Here is a 17,660-nt window from a genome sequence, read left to right on the forward strand (position 1 = left end):
TGGCTCGCACTATTTCACGATCACAACGGGTACTGGTGCACGCCTAACCACCCTCTTAGCGACGCTTCCGACGAGGAACCGCTCTGCACCCGAGCGACAGTGACTCCCCATGACGATACGGTCGACGTCGTTTTCCTCGGCGTATTCGAGGATTACTTCGTCCGGATCACCGAACTCCAGAACGGTTTCGACGCGTTCGCCGTGATCGCCGGCGATGTTTCGTGCCTCCTCGAAGACCGTCTCGGCCTTCGACGTGGCTTTCTCGTGCCACTCGCGCCAGTACTCGGGCGAGACAGATCCTGGCGGCGCTCCGTCGTCGAACGTCGGCCTCATGACGTCGATGAGACTGAGTCCCGATCCGATCGGGTCCATAACGTGGCAGAAGACGATATCGGCCTCGGGATAGTCCGTCAGCGCGACCTCGAGTGCTTTCATGGAGAGGGGTGCCCCTTCTATCGGGACCAGGACAGTCTGTACCATACAAACGGTACCTGTCGTTCCAGCAAATAGCCCGGGGACGAACGAAACGAGCATCGAATCGAAGAGACTGCACGCATCGGATCGGAAACCTGGCCGCGGCCGGAACCCCTTTCCTCCGTCCGGTGGAGAATAGCGACATGGACGCACACGTCACCCAGTCGACCGTCTCCGGACGGGTACGCGCCCCGCCGTCCAAGAGCTACACCCACCGGGCGATCCTCGCGGCCGGGTACAGCGCCGGCGCACTGGTTCGAAACCCACTGTGGAGCGCCGACACGAAAGCCACGGCTCGCGCTGTCGAGCGGTACGGCGGCACAGTCGATCGCGCGTCCCGAAGGGAAGACGGGACACTCGACGTGGACGGTTTCGGCAGCCGACCTGACGTGCCGTCGGATGTCATCGACTGTGCGAACTCGGGGACGACGATGCGGTTGACGACGGCGACAGCCGGCCTCGCCGACGGCGGTACAGTTCTAACCGGGGACGCCTCACTCCGATCGCGCCCCCAGGGTCCGCTGCTCGACGCCCTCGAACAGCTGGAAGCGAGAGCCGAGAGCACCCGGAGGAACGGACAGGCACCGCTGGTCGTGTTCGGGCCGACCGACGGCGGCGCGGTGTCGATCCCGGGTGACGTCTCCTCGCAGTACGTCACTGCGCTTTTGATGGCCGGAGCGGTGACCGAGGAAGGGGTCGACATCGAACTGACAACCGAGCTGAAGTCGGCGCCGTACGTCGACATCACCCTCGACGTGCTCGACGCGTTCGGTGTGTCAGTGAACGTGATCGGAGGTATCGAGGACGGCGACATCGCGAGTGCGGGCGCAGACGGGTTCCAGGTTCCGGGTGGACAGTCCTACGAACCGACGGACGGCGAGTACTCGGTTCCGGGCGACTTCTCGTCGATGTCGTATCTCCTCGCAGCCGGTTCAGTCGCGGCCGAGCAGGGCGAAGCGGTTCTGGTCGCCGGCGCGCACCCGAGCGCACAGGGTGACGCCGCGATCGTCGACGTGCTCGATCGGATGGGGGCGACGATCGAGTGGGACCGAGACAACGGCCACGTCCGGGTCGAGCGATCCCCGCTGTCGGGCGTGACGGTCGACGTCGGCGACACCCCGGATCTGCTGCCGACGATCGCGACGCTGGGGGCCGTCGCAAACGGGGAAACCCGGATCGAAAACTGCGAACACGTCCGGTACAAGGAGACCGACCGGGTGACGGCGATGGCCGAAGAGCTGGAGAAACTCGGTGCGGAGGTAACTGAAGAGCCCGACGTTCTGACGATCGCCGGCGGCGAAAGCGAGCTATCGAGTGCGACCGTCGACGGCCGGGGGGACCACCGGCTCGTGATGGCGCTTGCGGTCGCCGGGCTCGTCGCAGATGGGACCACGACAATCCGCGGCGCAGAGCACGTCGACGTCTCGTTCCCGGAGTTCTTCGACGCGCTGTACGATCTGGGTGCGTCGGTGTCGCGATCGGAGTGAGACACTCTCGGTATCGCGTCGTCGAACAACGGCCACGAGTATATAAACAGGCGCAGACAGAAGACAGATCTCCTTTTGAAGGGCAACGGACATCCGACGGGAGACGAACCTCACGCCAGCGTTTCCACAAACGTACGTCAGCAGAACAAAACTATCCTCAAAGTTGACGACTATATGCTGAGCAAGGCGAGGTTCGAGAGAGATCGAGAACCTCGGAAACGCGAGCGAAGCGAGTTCACCCGAGGCAGAAAAAGGTCGAGGTCAAACACATATAAACCGGGGGCTCCCACAACGGGTAATGAACGGTAATCGGTTCGGCCGACTGTTCCAGGTCACCACGTACGGCGAGAGCCACGGGCCGGCGATGGGCGTCACCGTCTCGGGCTGTCCCGCCGGCCTCGAACTCGACGAGGAACGCATCCAGCGGGAACTCGACCGACGAAAGCCCGGTCAGTCGATGATAACCACCTCCAGAGGGGAACCCGACGAGGTCGTCATCAACTCCGGGCTCCAGGACGGCTACACCACCGGCACACCGATCGGGATGGTGATCCAGAACAAGGACGCCCGATCGGGCAAGTACGAACCGTACGTGACGGCGCCGCGTCCCTCCCACGGCGACTACACGTACTCGGCGAAGTTCGGCACCCGGAACTGGGGCGGCGGCGGCCGATCTTCCGCACGGGAGACCGTAAACTGGGTCGCCGCCGGCGCCGTCGCCGAGGCGGTCCTCGAACAGAGCGAGTACGATGTCCGGGTGAAAGCCCACGTCAATCGGATCGGCGAGATCGAGGCGCCCGACGTGAGCTTCGATCAGTTGCTAAAACACAGCGAGGAAAACGAGGTCCGGTGTGGCGACCCCGAGACGGCAGAACGGATGCGCGAGGCGATCGAACAGTACCAGAAGGAGGGTGACTCGATCGGTGGCGCCGTCCAGTTCGAAGCACGCGGGGTGCCTCGCGGGCTGGGCGCCCCGCGGTTCGACGGCTTCCCCGCACGGCTGGGACAGGCACTGCTGTCGGTTCCGGCCACGACCGCCTTCGAGTTCGGGCTGGGACGGGAGGCGGCGTCAGTCACCGGTTCCGAACGGAACGACGACTGGACGTTCGACGACGGGGAATCACATCCCGAGATCGTAAGCGAAGAGGGCGACCCGGTGCCGGTCGGCAACGATCACGGGGGCCTGCAGGGCGGGATCACAACCGGCCAACCGATCACCGGCGAGGTGACGCTACACGCACCCACGTCGATCCCCAAAACGCAGCGAACCGCCGACTGGGAAACCGGGGAGGAAAAAGAAATCCAGGTCGTCGGCCGGCACGATCCGTCACTGCCGCCGCGTGCGGTTCCGGTCGTGGAGGCGATGGTGAACCTCACGATCCTGGATTTCATGCTGCTTTCCGGACGGATCAACCCCGACCGTCTCGACGACAGGCCGGGAGAGTACGACACCGACTATCATCCAAGCAGTCCCGAAAACGAATGAGCGACGACGTCGGACACTCCGCCTGCAGGTAACCCGTGCCACTGGAGTTGGACCTCGCTGGCCGTGCGCTCGCCTTCGCAGTCGCAGTCGGCGGTCCGGCGCTCGTGATCCTTTTTTACTTCGAGGGGATGTTCGTCGGGAAGATATTGCAACCCCCGCTGGTGTTCGTCGGCTACGTCGCGGCGACGGTCCCCTCGTGGCCGAAACTTGCGCTCCTGGGGGGAGCCGTCACAGTCGCGGCGACGCTGGGACAGTGGACGCTCGCTCGCGGCTTCGACGAGGACGCGTCGGAACTGTTCGGGATCAGGCGGACGGTTCCGGGACTCGATCGGATCCCAGAAACCGTCGAGCGCCGGGTCGGCGATCGCCGGCTCGCCATCGTCGAGCGCTACTTCGATGCCTACGGCGGCTGGGCCGTCGCCGTCTCGAACCTGGTGCCGGGAATACGGGGCGTGATGGCCATTCCGGCCGGGCTCGGTGGGTATCCGTCGGGACAGTTTCTGCTGGCAGCCGCTGTCGGCAATGTGGCGTACGTGGCACTTTTGATCGCCGCCGCGAGCGGAGTTCGCGGGCTCGCGCGCCTCGCCGGCGTCTGATGCGGGTCAGCTATACTCCACTCCAGTGACGGAACGAAGTAGAGGCCGCCGCGGTGTGGGACAGTCGAGAGCGATGACGCAGCCTCACGACCACACCATCGGGATCCACCAGATCGCGAACGCCGAGATCGCCAGGATCGCAGGAAGCGTGATCGCGAGCCCGACCTTTGCCATCTCTGGGATCGTCAGATAGCCGCTGCCGAAGACGATCGCGTTTGGTGCCGTCGCGACCGGCAACACGAAGGCGAAGGAGGCGGCGAACGCCGCCGTCGCCATCAGCGTCAGCGGTGCGACGCCGATCGCGATCCCGATCGACAGTGTGATCGGCATGAAAAGCGAGGCCGTGGCGGTATTCGAGGTGACGTTGGTGAGCACGATTACGACGGTCGCCACAAGGAGGATCATCGCTGCGAGTTCGGTGATCCCCAGCCCGGCGATCGCGTCGGCGACGGTTTCGTCGAGCCCGCTCTCCTGGAAGCCGCGTGCGATCGAAAACCCCGCACCCAATAGGAGCAACACGCCCCACGGGACGCGGGTCGTGTACTCCCAGTCGAGCAGGCGTTCGCCGTCGACCGGAACAACGAATACGAGGACGGCACCGGCGATTGCGATGACGGCGTCGGTGAGCATCGGGAACGCCGGCTGGAGGAGGAACGGCCGCAGAACCCACGCGGCGGCAACGAGCCCGAACACCCCGAGCACCCGGCGCTCCCCCGTCGTCATCGCCCCCAGTTCGGCGAGTTGATCGTCGATGACGTCCTCCCGACCGGGCTGTCTGTCGATCGTCGGACGCAGGAGCACGATCAGGATCCCCCACGTGACGAAGAGAAAGACCGTCGCGAGTGGGACGCCGACGAGCATCCACTCGAGGAAGCCGATGTCGACACCGAGGCTCGAGGCGGCGACGCCCGCAAGGACCGCGTTCGGTGGGCTACCGATCAGCGTCGCCGCCCCACCGATCGACGCGCCGTAGGCAATTCCGAGCATCAACGCGATTCCGAACGCGGTGTTGGGTAGCGCTTCGGGATCGGTGTCGACGCTGTGGAGTAGCTCTCCCTGGACGTCGCGAGGGTCGTTCGGTTCCAGAATGTCCTCCCGGTCGAGCATTGGCGTTCGACGGCCGCCGACAGACGTGAGCTCGACGATCACTGCCGCGCCGATCGGCACCATCATCATCGCGGTGGCGGTGTTCGAGATCCACATCGAGAGCACCGCCGTCGCACCCATGAACCCCAAAATCAGCCGGCTCCCGCCCGTTCCGACACTCGAGATGATCAGCAGCGAGAGCCGGTGATGGAGGTTCCACCGCTCGATCGCGAGCGCGATGAGAAACCCACCCAAAAGCAGGAAGACGATCGGATCGGCGTAGGGAGCGGTCGCGTTCCCGACGGACATGACGCCAGTCATCGGGAACAGCACGATCGGAAGCAAGGACGTCACGGGGATCGGAAGCGCCTCTGTCACCCACCAGAGAACCACCCAGGCCGTTCCGGCGAGGACAGCCGTCGCCGCCGGGTCGAGCCCGAACGGGTTCCCGACGTACAGAAAGAGAAACGATGCCGGCCCCAGGAACAGCCCAACTGTCTGCCGTGTGAGTCGTCTCGTCGGAACCACACGTCGTTTGTCTCCCGGTGGTATATAAAGTAGTACCGGGAAAGGCGCCGAGCGGGATACGAACAGGGAGAAGATTTGTGTACTCCCGTCTCCTCGGGTCGGGTATGTCCCGGCTGTTGCCCTCCAGGTCCGACCCACAGCCGTCGGACGGAGATCCCCGCGTCGTCGGCGTCGACAGTGACGACGCCGACGACTTGATCGCTGCGCTCTCCTCTGACACTGCCCGTGCCCTGCTCACCGAAATGCACGAGGAGCCGGGGACGCCCTCCGAACTCTCCGACCGGGTCGACACCACCCTCCAGAACACGCAGTACCACATCGGTAAACTCGAAGACGCCGACCTCGTCGACGTCGTCGACACGGTGTACTCCGAGAAAGGCAGAGAGATGAACGTGTACGCGCCGTCGGATCAACCGCTGGTGCTTTTCGCCGGGCGAGAAGCCGAAAGCACCGGGTTGAAGACGGCCCTCACCCGGCTGCTCGGCGGGATCGGGGCGCTCGCGGCCGCGAGCGCCGTCGCCCACGCGATGCTCGCGACCGATCCCCCCGGCATCGTGCCGACCGTCGACGACGTCGATACCGCCGACGACGACGTCGGGCCTGCGGTCGCCGAAGAGCCCGAAGAGGAACCGACTGAGACGCCGGCACCCGAAGAGACGCCGGTTCCGGAAGCAGAAGAGGTCGCCGAACATGCCGCCGAGGACGCCGAGTTTTACACGACTGCGGCCGATCAGGTGTCGGCCCTCGCGGAGGGAACGTTCTCCGCGCTGCCGCCAGGGGTCGTGTTCTTCCTCGGCGGGTTGAGTGTTCTCCTTGCAGTGTTCGCGATCCAGTATCTCGGGTCGCGGTACGGCTGGCCCTGACAGGGGGCGACACGGCTGATGCGTTTCGGTCTGCGGGGAACAGCTATTCATACTTCCCTGCCCAAGTCGGGAACATGGACCACGAGGCCGAAGTGGAAGGGATCGGCGTCGGACTCGGCCCCGAAGGGAGCCGTATTCCGGCGATCGTGCTCGACGTCCGCGAGGAGTACTTGCCGATATTTGTCACGCACGACCAGGCCGACTCGATCCGTCTCGCCCTCTCTGGGGAGCCGTTCGAACGGCCGCTGACACACGACCTGATGGTCGAGATGGTCACCGAGTTCGGCGGCGCGATCGACGGGATCCGGATCGACGACCTCTCGGACGGAACCTTCTATGCGAAAGTGGACGCACAGCGATACGAAAACGGGGAACCAGAGCCGTTCGTCTTCGACGCGCGCCCGAGCGATGCGATCGCGCTCGCGGTCAGGGTCGACTGTACGATCACCGTAAGCGACGAGATCATCGACGAGGCGGGGCGTCCCCCGGAGGAACTCGCCCCGGCTGGCGACGAGGAGGGAATGCCCGGCGGAGACCCCTTCGGAGAGGCCGGTGATCCGTTCGACGACCACGAGGAGTTCGGGGAGTTCGGCGAGGAAGAGTTCGGAGGAGACACGTTCGACGACGGACCGTTCGGAAACGACCCCTCCGAGGAGTTGGGTGATCTGGATCCCGACGACCCCGACGACGAATCCGACGAGCAGTAGCTCCCACGGGCCACGGCAGGCTAGGTGGATCCCACCCGCCGACGCCTACTTTCTTGCGTCCGTCCTCGAAAGTTTACAGCATGGACGAGACGGCAACACTCGCGGAGTCACACACGGAGATGACCGAGATCCTGCTGCCGAACGACACCAACACCTATGGACGGGCACTCGGCGGCGTCGTGCTCCACTGGATGGACGTCTGTGGCGCAATCGCGGCGATGCGGTTCGCAAACCGGGGCGTAGTGACCGCCTCGATGGACCACGTCGACTTTATCAGTCCGATCGATCTGGGCGAGGTCGCCATCATCGAAGGCTACGTGTTCAACACCGGACGGACGAGTCTCGACGTTCGCGTAGAGGTCCGGGCTGAGGATCCCCGAACGGACGAACGACGGCAAACTACTACCTCGTTTTTTACGTTCGTCGCGCTCGACGACGACGGTGTTCCGACGCCGGTCCCGAACCTCGAGTGTCCGACGACGGAAGAGGAGTCGCTTCGCGACCGGGCGAAAGCGGAGCGGCGGCGACAACTCGAAGACGTCGTCGACAGGCTCGAATCTGAGTGACGCCGTTTCGCCCGGAAATCGACGCCGCCTACCGTGCCGGGGGGCGGGTGCCCAGCGTGAGCGATTCGGTCACGCGTTCGCCCTCGCGGATCACGTGCACGTCGATCGTTTCGCCCGGGGACGTCTCGAGCGCCAGGAACCGTGCGAGGTCCTCGTTGGAGTCGATCTCGGTGTTCTCGAATCCGACGATCACGTCCCCGCCGGTCGGAATCGACCGGCCGCCGACCATCTCGGAGTCAGTCGCCCCTTCGAGAACCCCGTCGGCAGGCCCGTCCGAAACAACTTCGACGACGTAGACGCCGCGAACCTCCTCGAGGTCGTTCACCTCCGCGACCGTTGGCGTGACCGGTCGGACCTGTACGCCCAGTCGGGAGTGTTCGTACTCGCCGTCCTCGATGAGCGACGGAACGATACGGTCGGAAAGCGGCGCCGACACCGCGAACCCGACGTTCTCCCCGCGTGTCGCAGTAACCACGCCGGCGACCTCCTGATCGAGCGTGACGAGGGGGCCCCCGCTGTTGCCCGGATTCACCGCGGCGTCAGTCTGGACCGCGTCCGGGATCTGGTAGTCGTTCGGTGCTGGTAGTGACCGGTTCCGACCGCTTATGATGCCCTGGGTCACCGAGCCCCCGAGCCCGAACGGTGCGCCGAACGCCAGTACTTCAGTCCCGATGTCCGGGGTCCGGTCGACCAGTTCCAGTTCGGACGGAGCTGCAGCCGCTTCCAGGTCCCGCCCGGGCGATAGTACCGCCAGATCGCTGTACGGATCCGTTCCGACGATGTCAGCCTCGTACCAGGCACCATCGGCGTACTGCAACCGAACGGTGTCGCCGCCGTAGACCACGTGTTCGTTCGTGACGACGTGGCCGCGGTGGAGGAACCCCGATCCCTGGCCCGCCTCGATTCCGTCCTCGTAAATCTGTACCCTGACAACGGATTGCGAGACGCTCTCGGCGACGGCCGTGTACGTCTCCGAGTCGTCCCCTTCGTCGGCCACCTCCGTTAGGTTGCCCTCGCCGGTGGCCGATTCGTTCCCGTTCGGATCGTCGTCCGGGCCGATTTCGGTCGCCGGGCTCGTACAGCCTGCGATCGCAACCGTGCCGGCCGTAGCGAGGAACCCCCGTCGGGTATTTTTCATGTGCTCTCATCGTACTCGTAGCGGGTAAATCCTCGCCCGAGACCGGTAGGGATTCCCCCGAGATCCGTCCCTGGCGACCGTCTTTTAGTGTCTCGGAACCCACTGGACGGTATGACTCTCGACGTCGAACCCCCGGAACCGCCCGAACTCGAAGAGATCGATCCAAACCAGTACGACGACGCGGAGATCGTCGGCGACACCGACTACCGCCGGACCGAACTCGAACAGCTCCTCCGGGAGGGTGCCTGGGAGGACGCCTTCGAGGAATGGGCCGCCTCCAGCGACCTGACCGAACCGGAGTGGCAGATCGTCCTCGATCTGGGGTTGATACGGGAGTACGACTTCTTTTGGGACGACTTCGCCGATCGCGTCGGGTATCACGCCCCTGGACTCCCGGAAGACTGGAAACACCGCGACCTGCATCCGGATCTCGATTCCTGGGGAACCGTTTCCGGCATCAACGCGGGGCTCACCGAACTCGGACAGATCGTCTGTGAGGTCCTCAAGGAGGAGTACATCGACTGGGAGGCCGCCTACGACGCCCCGGACGACCTCCCGGATTTCGGATAGCAGCATTGTGACCCCGAGGAACGCTCGCGGGGTGCCGGCGCCACGGGACCACCGTTTTGATATATACCGGTCTATACGAAACAGGTATGGACGACACAGTCGAGGACCAGTACACGCCCGCGGACGTCGAGCCCGCGGTCGAGTCGTACTGGGAGGAACACGACGCCTACGAGGCGGCAAAGGAGGCTCACGCCGACGACCCCGCCTTCTTTTTCGTCGACGGCCCGCCGTACACCAGCGGCCAGATGCATCTCGGAACCGCCTGGAACAAGACCCTGAAGGACGCCGTCATCCGGTACAAGCGGATGAGCGGCTACGACGTCACCGACCGACCGGGATACGACATGCACGGCCTGCCGATCGAGGTGAAAGTCGAGGAGGAACTCGGATTCGAGTCGAAGCGCGACATCGAAGAGTACGGGATGGAGGCGTTCATCGAGGAGTGCAAGTCGTTCGCCGAGCGTAACCTCGAGGCGATGAACGAAGACTTCCAGTCGATCGGCGCCTGGATGGACTGGGAGGACCCGTACAAGACAGTGTCGCCGGAGTACATGGAGGCCGCCTGGTGGGGGTTCCAGCAGGTGGCCGAACGCGGGCTCGTCGAGCGCGGGAAGCGTTCGATCTCGCAGTGTCCCCGGTGTGAGACGGCGCTTGCAAACAACGAGGTCGAGTACGAAGAGGTCGAGGATCCCTCGATCTACGTGAAGTTCCCCCTGTCCGGTCGCGAGGGATATCTCGTCATCTGGACGACGACGCCGTGGACGATCCCCGGGAACACGTTCGTCGCGGTCGGGGAGGAGCTCACCTACCAGGCTGTCGAGGCGACGACTGACGGTGAAACTGAACTCCTGTACGTCGCCGAATCGTGCGTCGAGGACGTGCTTCGGAAGGGGCGATACGACTCCTACGAGGTTCGCGAGGAGTTCGACGGCGCGGATCTCGTCGGGTGGGAGTACGACCATCCGCTGTCGGACGAGGTGCCCGACCACCCCGACTTCGAAGGGGCCGGGACCGTTTATCTCGCCGACTACGTGGAAGCCGATCGGACGGGACTCGTACACTCTGCACCCGGACACGGCGAGGAGGACTTCGAGCGCGGACAGGAGCTGGATCTCGAGATATTCTGTCCAGTGGGTCCAGACGGCAAGTTCACCGAGCTGGCCGGCGAATACGCAGGCGAATTCGTCCGGGACGCGAACGCGGAGATCCGGGCGGATCTCGACGACAGGGGACTACTGTTGGCCGACGAGACCTACGAGCACTCCTACGGCCATTGCTGGCGGTGTGACACCGGGATCGTCCAGCTCGTCACCGACCAGTGGTTCATCTCGATTACCGACATCAAGGACGACCTCCTGGAGAACATGGAGCAGTCGGAGTGGCACCCCCAGTGGGCACGGGACAATCGCTTCCGGGATTTCATCGAGGACGCCCCAGACTGGAACGTCTCCAGACAGCGCTACTGGGGGATCCCGATCCCGATCTGGGTGCCGGAAGGCGACCCCGAACGGCTCGAGGTCGAGACGATCGATCCCGACGGGGACGACGTCATCGTGATCGGCTCCCGCGAGGAGCTTGCAAACCGAGCTGACCAGGATGTCGATCCAGACGAGGTGGACCTCCACCGACCGACGGTCGACGACATCACGATCACCGAAGGCGAGACCACCTACCAGCGCATCCCAGACGTGTTCGACGTCTGGCTCGATTCGTCGGTGGCCACGTGGGGAACCCTCGGCTATCCGGGCGAGACCGAGGCGTTCGAGGAACTGTGGCCCGCCGACCTCATCATCGAAGCACACGACCAGACACGGGGGTGGTTCTGGTCCCAGCTGGGGATGGGGACGGCCGCGATGGGCGAGATTCCCTACGAACGCGTTTTGATGCACGGGTTCGCCAACGACAGCGACGGCCGGAAGATGTCGAAGTCGCTGGGGAACATCGTCACACCCGAAGAGGCGATCGACCGGGCCGGTCGGGATCCCCTCAGAGCGTATCTGCTCTCGCACAACCAGCACGGCGAGGATCTCGCCTTCGAGTGGGACGGCCTCTCGGAGACCGAACGAAAGCTGAACATTTTCTGGAACGTGTTCCGCTTCCCGCTGCCGTACATGCGACTCGACGGCTACGACGTGGCCGACCTCCAGCTTCCGGAGTCGGGACCGGACGCTCTCGGGGAAGATGTCGATCTCTTGACCGTCGATCTGTGGGTACTCTCCCGGCTACAATCACTCGAAGGCGAGGTCGAAGACGCCTGGGAGGAGTACGCTCCCCACGACGCACTCAACGCCGTCGTGGAGTTCGTCACCCAGGACGTCTCCCGCTTTTACGTGAAGGCAGTCCGCGAGCGGATGTGGGAAGAGTCCGATTCCGCAAGCAAGCGGGGGGCGTACGCCACGCTCGTAACCGTGCTCTCGGAGACGATTCGCCTGCTGGCGCCGTTCGTCCCGTACCTCACCGAACGGATGTACCAGACGCTCGACGGGCGCGAGACGACGGTGCACGCCCTGTCGTATCCGACGCCCGACGACGGCTGGCACGACCCCGAACTCGAAGGCGAGATCGAGGTCCTCCGACGCGTCGAGGAGGCAGCCGCGACCGCCCGACAGCAGGGCGGGCGGAAGCTCCGGTGGCCGGTCACCCGGGTCGTCGTCCAAAGCGAGACCGAGGCGGTCCGGGAGGCGGTCGCGTCGCTTTCGGAGCTTCTCGAAGAGCGGGTCAACGCCCGACGGATCGAGGTGGTGGGGACGTTCGACGAACTGATCGAGCGCGCCGAACCACAGATGGGCGCAATCGGCCCGGCGTTCGGAGCGGACGCACAGTCAGTGATGGAGACGGTCGACGGCGCCACGCGGGAGGAGATAGAGTCGGGTGTCGAAATCGACGGTGAGATGGTCGAACTCGACGAGGAGATGGTCGAGTACGTCGCCGAACCGCCGGAAAACGTCTCGGCGGCCGACTTCGACGGGGGCACCGTCTACGTCGACACCACACTCACCGAGGAGATCGAGGCGGAAGGCTACGCACGTGACGTGATCCGACGGATCCAGGAGATGCGCAAGGAGCTGGATCTCGACGTCGAGGAGCCGATCCGCGTCGGGTTCGACATCGAGGACGACCGGATCGCGGGACTGGTCGATCGCCACCGGGAGTTCGTCGCCGAGGAGACCAGAACCGAGGCGTGGCTCGACACCCCGAATGAAGCGGATGACCTCGCCGAGGAATGGGACGTCGAGGGCGTGACCGTCACGATCGGTGTCGAGCGCGTCGCCGCGACGGCATGATACTCGCGTTCGACGGTCGGACCGGCGCCGCCGGCGACATGATCCTCGGTGCGCTGCTCGCGGCGGGGGCCGACCGTGACGCACTCGCCCCGGTCGAGGAGCGGCTTCCGATCGAGTATGACGTCTCCCGGGTGACGAAGTCGGGAGTCACGGCGACCGCCGTCGACGTCCTGCTGGAACACGACGACGAATCCGACCCCGGGCACGCGGAGGGACACGGCCCCTCGCGGAGCTACGACGAGGTGGTCGAAATCGTCGAGGGCCTGAACCTGTCGAAGGAGGTCGAGCGCGACGCCCGTTCGGTCTTCGAGCTCCTCGCCGAGGCGGAGGCGGCGATCCACGGCGTGGACGTGCCCGACGTCCACTTTCACGAGGTAGGCGCCGACGACGCGATCGCGGACGTCGTCGGCGCCAGCCTGCTGTTTGCGGATCTCCGAGCGGATCGCGTCGTGACGACACCGGTTTCTGCGGGCGGCGGGGAGGTGTCCACGAGCCACGGCACGTATCCGGTTCCGGCACCCGCGGTCGTCCAACTGGCCGAGCGTGCCGACTGGCGACTCGTCGGCGGTCCCGTCGGTCGGGAGCTCCTCACCCCCACGGGGGCGGCGATCCTCGCCCACTTCGCCGACGGGGTCGACACGCTTCCGGAGCTTTCGGTGACCGGATCGGGGTTCGGCGCCGGGGACGCGGACCTCGCCGATCGACCGAACGTGCTCCGGGCGGTCGTCGGACTGGACGCCGGTCGGCTCCGGCGCGAGGAGATCACTGTCCTGGAGACGAACCTCGACGACGCGACGCCGGAGACGCTCGGCGGGCTCCACGACCGGTTGCGGGAGGCGGGCGCACTCGACGTCTCGGTGGTGGCGACGACGATGAAGAAGTCGCGGCCGGGCCACCTGGTGAAGGTGATCTGCCGGCCCGGGGACGCCCGCCGGGTGGCGCGCGCGCTCGCGATCGAGACCGGAACGCTCGGCGTCCGGGAGCACGGCGCCGGCCACCGGTGGGTCGCAAACAGGCGACACGAGACCGTCGAGCTGGAGATCGACGGCGAGGGCTACGACGTCGGGGTCAAGATCGCGAGCACGGCCGACGGCGAGGTGTACGACGCGAGCGCCGAATACGACGACGCCGCCGCCGTCGCCGAGGAGACGGGGCTGGCGACGCGGGAAGTCGTCCGTCGAGCCGAGCGTCTGGCCGGCGTCGAGACGGACGCACGGCGGTGACAACGGGACTCGGAAGGTCGGGTTTCGAAACCCGGGGTCGGTCACTGGAATCGTTATCCGACGATCTGGTGCATGTCGATCGGCCGGGCATCGGTCCGATAGGACGCGTAGACGGATTCGGCCCACTCTCGGACCTCCGGTGAATCGGTGTCGATCAACGCCCGGACCGTCCCGCTGCCCTTCTCGAAGCAGCTGATGGTAACTCGGTCATCGAGAAGGCCGATGCCGTGTGAGGGAAGCCGGTCGTGCTCCAGGGCGGTGAACGTGTCCCGTTGGATCATCTCTGCACTCCGCTCGGGATACGTCGAAAGAAAGTACGCATGACACGCCCGTCTGTCGATCAGCGTGATGTTCGCTTCGTCGTCAAGCAGTTGAAAGAGAAGCCCGAAGCACGGTTCCATCAGGGAGACCTCGGGACGGAGACAGCGAAACCGGGTCGTTCCCTGGAGAAGCGACTCGAACCGGTTTATCGGTCGATACGGGAAGTCGGGTTCGGCGACAGTCACCCGGAGATCCGGCCACGTTTCGACGGAAAGCTCTCCGAATTCCTCGGGAAGCCAGTGCCAGACGTCGCGCAGCTTTCGCTCCGTTTCGACCCGGTCTATCAGCACCTGCATCGCCTCGGCGATGAACGACCCCAGTTGCGTGGCTTCGTACTGGTGTCCGTTCTTGCAGACCCAGGAGCGTTTTTCGAACTCACCCAGGGTTCGTCGAATCGTTGACGACGAAACGTCGGTCCTCTCGCAGAGTTCGTCTCTGCCCTGTGGGCAGTCCGAAAGCACCACGAGTACCGAAACGCGGTGGTCGGAACGGACGAGATACGCGATGTCACCGAGGGGTCCGTCCGCAGCGCTATGTTTCACGTTATCTAATACCATGATGTTCGTAGGTGAGTGTCCGAGATAACTATTCGGACCTTCACGAGGAAGGAAATGACAGCAATTCCGAACGAAAAGCTGACACGACTTCACAGTGCGCGGCAGCGATCACGTCGTGTCCCGTTCTCGATGGCGCTGTAGCGCCTCTTCGATCGTCAACTCGCCGCCCGCGACCCTGCGGGCGAGTTCCTCGTCGATCGTCCGATCCCCCGCGGATTGCTCCCGGGAGGCGGTCTTGATGCGCTTGAGTTCGCCGGGAGTGGGTTCGATCTCCCGAGACGAGACGGGTTCTCCCTCCCGCAGTGCGATGTTGACTGCCGCGAGCACGTCGGAGGCGCCACGAGCGCCGGCACCGAGGTAGGGGGTGGTTCCGGTCTCGTCGACGAGTTGGACCTCGACGCCCTCCAGCTCCGCGAGTTCGTTCACGATCCGGGCACTTTTGAGACGGTCGCCGTCACCGACGCGCACGACCGGATCTGCGACGTCCGAAAGCTCCTCGGCGACCAGTTCGACGACGTCGCTAATCGGCACCGAAAACGCAGCGACAACGGTCGTTCCCGACAGGACTACCACCCCGGGTCGTGGGCCGGAATCGATCCCGACAACCGTGCGTTCGCCGTTCCCGCGCAGGATCGAGAGCGCCTCCTCGATCCCGCCTCGTACGTCCTCGGGATCGATGCAAACGATCTCGGGCGGCGACTCCCGCTCCCCGGTGAACGAAACCGCCGCGGGATCCAGGTCGTCGTCGCGCCCGGTGAGCACGACAGTGGTTCCGTCCGGGAGCGGATCGCCCGGCTGGACGGTCGTAAACGTGACGCCGCGCTCCCGCAACGCGGAGACCGCCTCGTGGTACAGTTCGAAGTCCTCGGTGGCGACGACGATCACGGCGGCTGGTAGGCGATCCCCCGTTTAAAAGGTGCGGATGGCCCAATCCCGTCGTCCCGGCCGTTTCGCGTCTACGAATCGGGGGTTGTAATCGCACGAAAGTGCTGTTATGTCCACCTTCGAAACACTCTCACCCTTTTAAGTGGCGCGCGCTGTCGAGGCTGTGTTGCCGAGACAGCCGCGCGCGAGGGATCGTTCGCGAGGTGAGCGGCGTCAGCCGCGAACCGAGCGAACGATCGGCTGGGGAGGTGAGAGGCGGAGAAATTGAGCAGCGGTTCGTTTTAAAGGCAGAGCGAGTGAGACACAGAGAGACTGAAAGACAGAGCGACTGAAAGACAGAGCGACTGAAAGCGGAACGTGAACAGGTCAGAACGAAAGAAGAGATAGGCAGAAGGACGCAGTTGGGGGACAATCCCTCGCTGAGACCACGACAAGGTGCGCGAACGTGGCACTCCCAGCCGCGCTTAAAAGACCCACCAGCAAACAACCGAAGGCTGATTGCGTTTGCCCGAGTTCCGGACACCATGAAGGTCACCATCGTCGGAAGCGGCTACGTCGGCACGACGCTTGCGGCCTGTCTCGCTGAGATCGGCCACGAGGTCGTCGCGATCGACATCGACGAAGAACCCGTGGCGGCGATCAACGCCGGCCAATCGCCGATCCACGAACCCGGGCTGGACGAACTCGTCGCCGAACACGCCGGCGGTAGCCTCACGGCGACGACCGAATACGCAGCCGTCGCCGATGCAGATGTCACGTTCCTCGCCTTGCCGACCCCCTCCAGAGACGACGGCAGCGTCGACGTCTCCGCGATCGAGAGCGGCGCCGAATCGGTCGGCGAGGCGCTCAACAGAGCCGAACAGGCGGGTGCCGTCCCCGACGGCGAAACCATCCGTCACCTGGTCGTGGTAAAGAGCACAGTCACGCCGGCGGTCCCCGCGGAGGTCGTCGCCCCCGCGATCGAACGCGGGCTCGGCCGGGAACTCGCCTCTCGGGATTCGAGCGACGACGCCGACGCGCCGGGGCAGTTCGAAGTCGAGGTCGCGACCAACCCCGAGTTCCTGCGGGAGGGCTCCGCCGTTTCGGACCTCCAGAACCCTGACAAAATGGTGTTCGGCTACGACGCCGAGTGGGCGGGCGAGCGCCTCGAGGCCGTCTTCGAACCCCTACTTTCCGACGCGGTCCCCGTCGTGCGAACCGATCCGGCGACCGCGATGATGATCAAGTACGCCAACAACGCGTTCCTCGCGTCCAAGATCAGTCTGATAAACGAACTCGGCAACGTCTGCAAGGAGTACGGCATCGACGCCTACGAGGTTGCCGACGCCCTCGGGCTCGACGATCGGATCGGCGAGCAGTTCCTGCGGTCGGGGGTGGGGTGGGGCGGGAGTTGCTTTCCGAAGGACGTGGACGCGCTCCGGGCGGCCGCCCGCGGTCGGGGCTACCAGCCCGAACTCCTCGATGCCGCCGTCGCGGTGAATGACTACCAGCCCGAACGACTGCTGGAGTTGCTGGATAGACACGTCGACGTCGACGGCAAGCGGGTGGCTGTGCTCGGGCTGGCGTTCAAGCCGGGCACCGACGACACCCGCAACTCCCGAGCGGTGCCGGTCATCGAGGGGCTGACCGAACGGGGTGGCGAGGTCGTCGCGTACGATCCTGTCGCCGTCGAGGACATCCGGGAGCGGTATCCCCACCTGGAGTTCGAGGCCGCCGGCTCCGCCGAGACGGCGCTGTCGGGCGCCCATGCCACCGTCGTCGTGACCGACTGGGACGAGTTCGCGACGCTGGATGCAGAATTCGACGCGATGGCCGAACCAGTGGTGATCGACGGCCGGCGGATCATCGAGCGGCGCGACGGGATCACGTATGAAGGGTTGACCTGGTGA

Annotated in this window: 14 protein-coding genes and 1 pseudogene; 10 read left to right on the plus strand and 5 right to left on the minus strand. The window is 65.0% G+C overall.

All coding sequences use genetic code 11. The features are described 5' to 3' along the window. Positions 1 to 9: 9 nt before the first annotated feature. The gene (locus RH858_RS05435; protein WP_259535766.1) at positions 10 to 480 is read right to left on the minus strand and encodes a universal stress protein; all 471 of its coding nucleotides are present in this window, start codon (positions 478 to 480) and stop codon (positions 10 to 12) included. A gap of 137 nt (positions 481 to 617) precedes the next feature. Here RH858_RS05435 and aroA point away from each other — a divergent pair, with 137 nt between their 5' ends. The 3 genes from aroA to RH858_RS05450 all read left to right on the plus strand — a co-directional run bounded on the left by aroA (position 618) and on the right by RH858_RS05450 (position 4,043). Beyond that, a complete protein-coding gene (aroA, locus tag RH858_RS05440) occupies positions 618 to 1,961 on the plus strand; it encodes a 3-phosphoshikimate 1-carboxyvinyltransferase (RefSeq protein ID WP_310561296.1) in 1,344 nt (447 codons plus the stop codon). Between the two features lie 298 nt (positions 1,962 to 2,259). Next, positions 2,260 to 3,447 (plus strand): chorismate synthase, encoded by a 1,188-nt coding sequence (aroC, locus tag RH858_RS05445; protein WP_310561297.1) that lies wholly within the window; start codon positions 2,260 to 2,262, stop codon positions 3,445 to 3,447. Between the two features lie 35 nt (positions 3,448 to 3,482). After that, positions 3,483 to 4,043, plus strand: coding sequence for a membrane-associated protein (locus tag RH858_RS05450; protein WP_259535760.1), 561 nt, complete (start codon positions 3,483 to 3,485; stop codon positions 4,041 to 4,043). Positions 4,044 to 4,127: 84 nt separating this feature from the next. Here RH858_RS05450 and RH858_RS05455 read toward each other — a convergent pair whose 3' ends face one another. Further along, positions 4,128 to 5,657, minus strand: coding sequence for an SLC13 family permease (locus RH858_RS05455; RefSeq protein WP_310561298.1), 1,530 nt, complete (start codon positions 5,655 to 5,657; stop codon positions 4,128 to 4,130). 104 nt (positions 5,658 to 5,761) lie between these two features. On the opposite strand from RH858_RS05455, the gene RH858_RS05460 reads away from it, so the two are divergent. The 3 genes and pseudogenes from RH858_RS05460 (at position 5,762) to RH858_RS05470 (ending at position 7,793) form a co-directional block, all read left to right on the plus strand. Further along, positions 5,762 to 6,520 (plus strand): helix-turn-helix domain-containing protein, encoded by a 759-nt coding sequence (locus RH858_RS05460; RefSeq protein WP_310561299.1) that lies wholly within the window; start codon positions 5,762 to 5,764, stop codon positions 6,518 to 6,520. A 74-nt stretch (positions 6,521 to 6,594) separates the two neighbouring features. Beyond that, positions 6,595 to 7,011 (plus strand): annotated as a pseudogene (locus RH858_RS05465) (bifunctional nuclease family protein); the annotation flags it as partial. 296 nt (positions 7,012 to 7,307) lie between these two features. Next, complete coding sequence (locus RH858_RS05470; protein ID WP_259535757.1) at positions 7,308 to 7,793, plus strand: acyl-CoA thioesterase; 486 nt, start codon at positions 7,308 to 7,310, stop codon at positions 7,791 to 7,793. Positions 7,794 to 7,821: 28 nt separating this feature from the next. On the opposite strand, the gene RH858_RS05475 is transcribed toward RH858_RS05470, so the two are convergent. Beyond that, positions 7,822 to 8,931, minus strand: a complete 1,110-nt coding sequence (locus RH858_RS05475) for a trypsin-like peptidase domain-containing protein (RefSeq protein ID WP_310561300.1) — start codon at positions 8,929 to 8,931, stop codon at positions 7,822 to 7,824. A gap of 111 nt (positions 8,932 to 9,042) precedes the next feature. Here RH858_RS05475 and RH858_RS05480 point away from each other — a divergent pair, with 111 nt between their 5' ends. The 3 genes from RH858_RS05480 to larC all read left to right on the plus strand — a co-directional run bounded on the left by RH858_RS05480 (position 9,043) and on the right by larC (position 14,008). Continuing rightward, positions 9,043 to 9,501, plus strand: coding sequence for a hypothetical protein (locus RH858_RS05480; RefSeq protein WP_259535753.1), 459 nt, complete (start codon positions 9,043 to 9,045; stop codon positions 9,499 to 9,501). Positions 9,502 to 9,587: 86 nt separating this feature from the next. Continuing rightward, a complete protein-coding gene (gene ileS, locus RH858_RS05485) occupies positions 9,588 to 12,785 on the plus strand; it encodes an isoleucine--tRNA ligase (RefSeq protein WP_310561301.1) in 3,198 nt (1,065 codons plus the stop codon). After that, a complete protein-coding gene (gene larC, locus RH858_RS05490; RefSeq protein WP_310561302.1) occupies positions 12,782 to 14,008 on the plus strand; it encodes a nickel pincer cofactor biosynthesis protein LarC in 1,227 nt (408 codons plus the stop codon). The genes ileS and larC overlap by 4 nt, the downstream gene beginning before the upstream one ends. A 53-nt stretch (positions 14,009 to 14,061) precedes the next feature. Here the strand turns inward: larC and RH858_RS05495 are convergent, their stop codons facing one another. Both RH858_RS05495 and RH858_RS05500 read right to left on the minus strand, forming a co-directional pair. Then, complete coding sequence (locus RH858_RS05495) at positions 14,062 to 14,886, minus strand: MarR family transcriptional regulator (RefSeq protein ID WP_310561303.1); 825 nt, start codon at positions 14,884 to 14,886, stop codon at positions 14,062 to 14,064. Positions 14,887 to 14,994: 108 nt separating this feature from the next. Then, the gene (locus RH858_RS05500; protein WP_310561304.1) at positions 14,995 to 15,771 is read right to left on the minus strand and encodes a hypothetical protein; all 777 of its coding nucleotides are present in this window, start codon (positions 15,769 to 15,771) and stop codon (positions 14,995 to 14,997) included. Positions 15,772 to 16,295: 524 nt separating this feature from the next. Here RH858_RS05500 and aglM point away from each other — a divergent pair. Continuing rightward, positions 16,296 to 17,660, plus strand: coding sequence for a UDP-glucose 6-dehydrogenase AglM (aglM, locus tag RH858_RS05505; RefSeq protein ID WP_310561305.1), 1,365 nt, complete (start codon positions 16,296 to 16,298; stop codon positions 17,658 to 17,660).

The organism is Halalkaliarchaeum sp. AArc-GB (assembly GCF_031432225.1).
GTDB lineage: Archaea > Halobacteriota > Halobacteria > Halobacteriales > Haloferacaceae > Halalkaliarchaeum.

Excerpts from the sequence above, each read along its gene's own strand:
- RH858_RS05470 (WP_259535757.1), top strand. The coding sequence starts at position 7,308 with ATGGACGAGACGGCAACACTCGCGGAGTCACACACGGAGATGACCGAG.
- RH858_RS05495 (WP_310561303.1), bottom strand. The coding sequence starts at position 14,886 with ATGGTATTAGATAACGTGAAACATAGCGCTGCGGACGGACCCCTCGGT.
- aglM (WP_310561305.1), top strand. The coding sequence starts at position 16,296 with ATGAAGGTCACCATCGTCGGAAGCGGCTACGTCGGCACGACGCTTGCG.
- larC (WP_310561302.1), top strand. The coding sequence starts at position 12,782 with ATGATACTCGCGTTCGACGGTCGGACCGGCGCCGCCGGCGACATGATC.
- ileS (WP_310561301.1), top strand. The coding sequence starts at position 9,588 with ATGGACGACACAGTCGAGGACCAGTACACGCCCGCGGACGTCGAGCCC.
- RH858_RS05475 (WP_310561300.1), bottom strand. The coding sequence starts at position 8,931 with ATGAAAAATACCCGACGGGGGTTCCTCGCTACGGCCGGCACGGTTGCG.
- aroC (WP_310561297.1), top strand. The coding sequence starts at position 2,260 with ATGAACGGTAATCGGTTCGGCCGACTGTTCCAGGTCACCACGTACGGC.
- RH858_RS05435 (WP_259535766.1), bottom strand. The coding sequence starts at position 480 with ATGGTACAGACTGTCCTGGTCCCGATAGAAGGGGCACCCCTCTCCATG.
- RH858_RS05480 (WP_259535753.1), top strand. The coding sequence starts at position 9,043 with ATGACTCTCGACGTCGAACCCCCGGAACCGCCCGAACTCGAAGAGATC.
- RH858_RS05460 (WP_310561299.1), top strand. The coding sequence starts at position 5,762 with ATGTCCCGGCTGTTGCCCTCCAGGTCCGACCCACAGCCGTCGGACGGA.
- aroA (WP_310561296.1), top strand. The coding sequence starts at position 618 with ATGGACGCACACGTCACCCAGTCGACCGTCTCCGGACGGGTACGCGCC.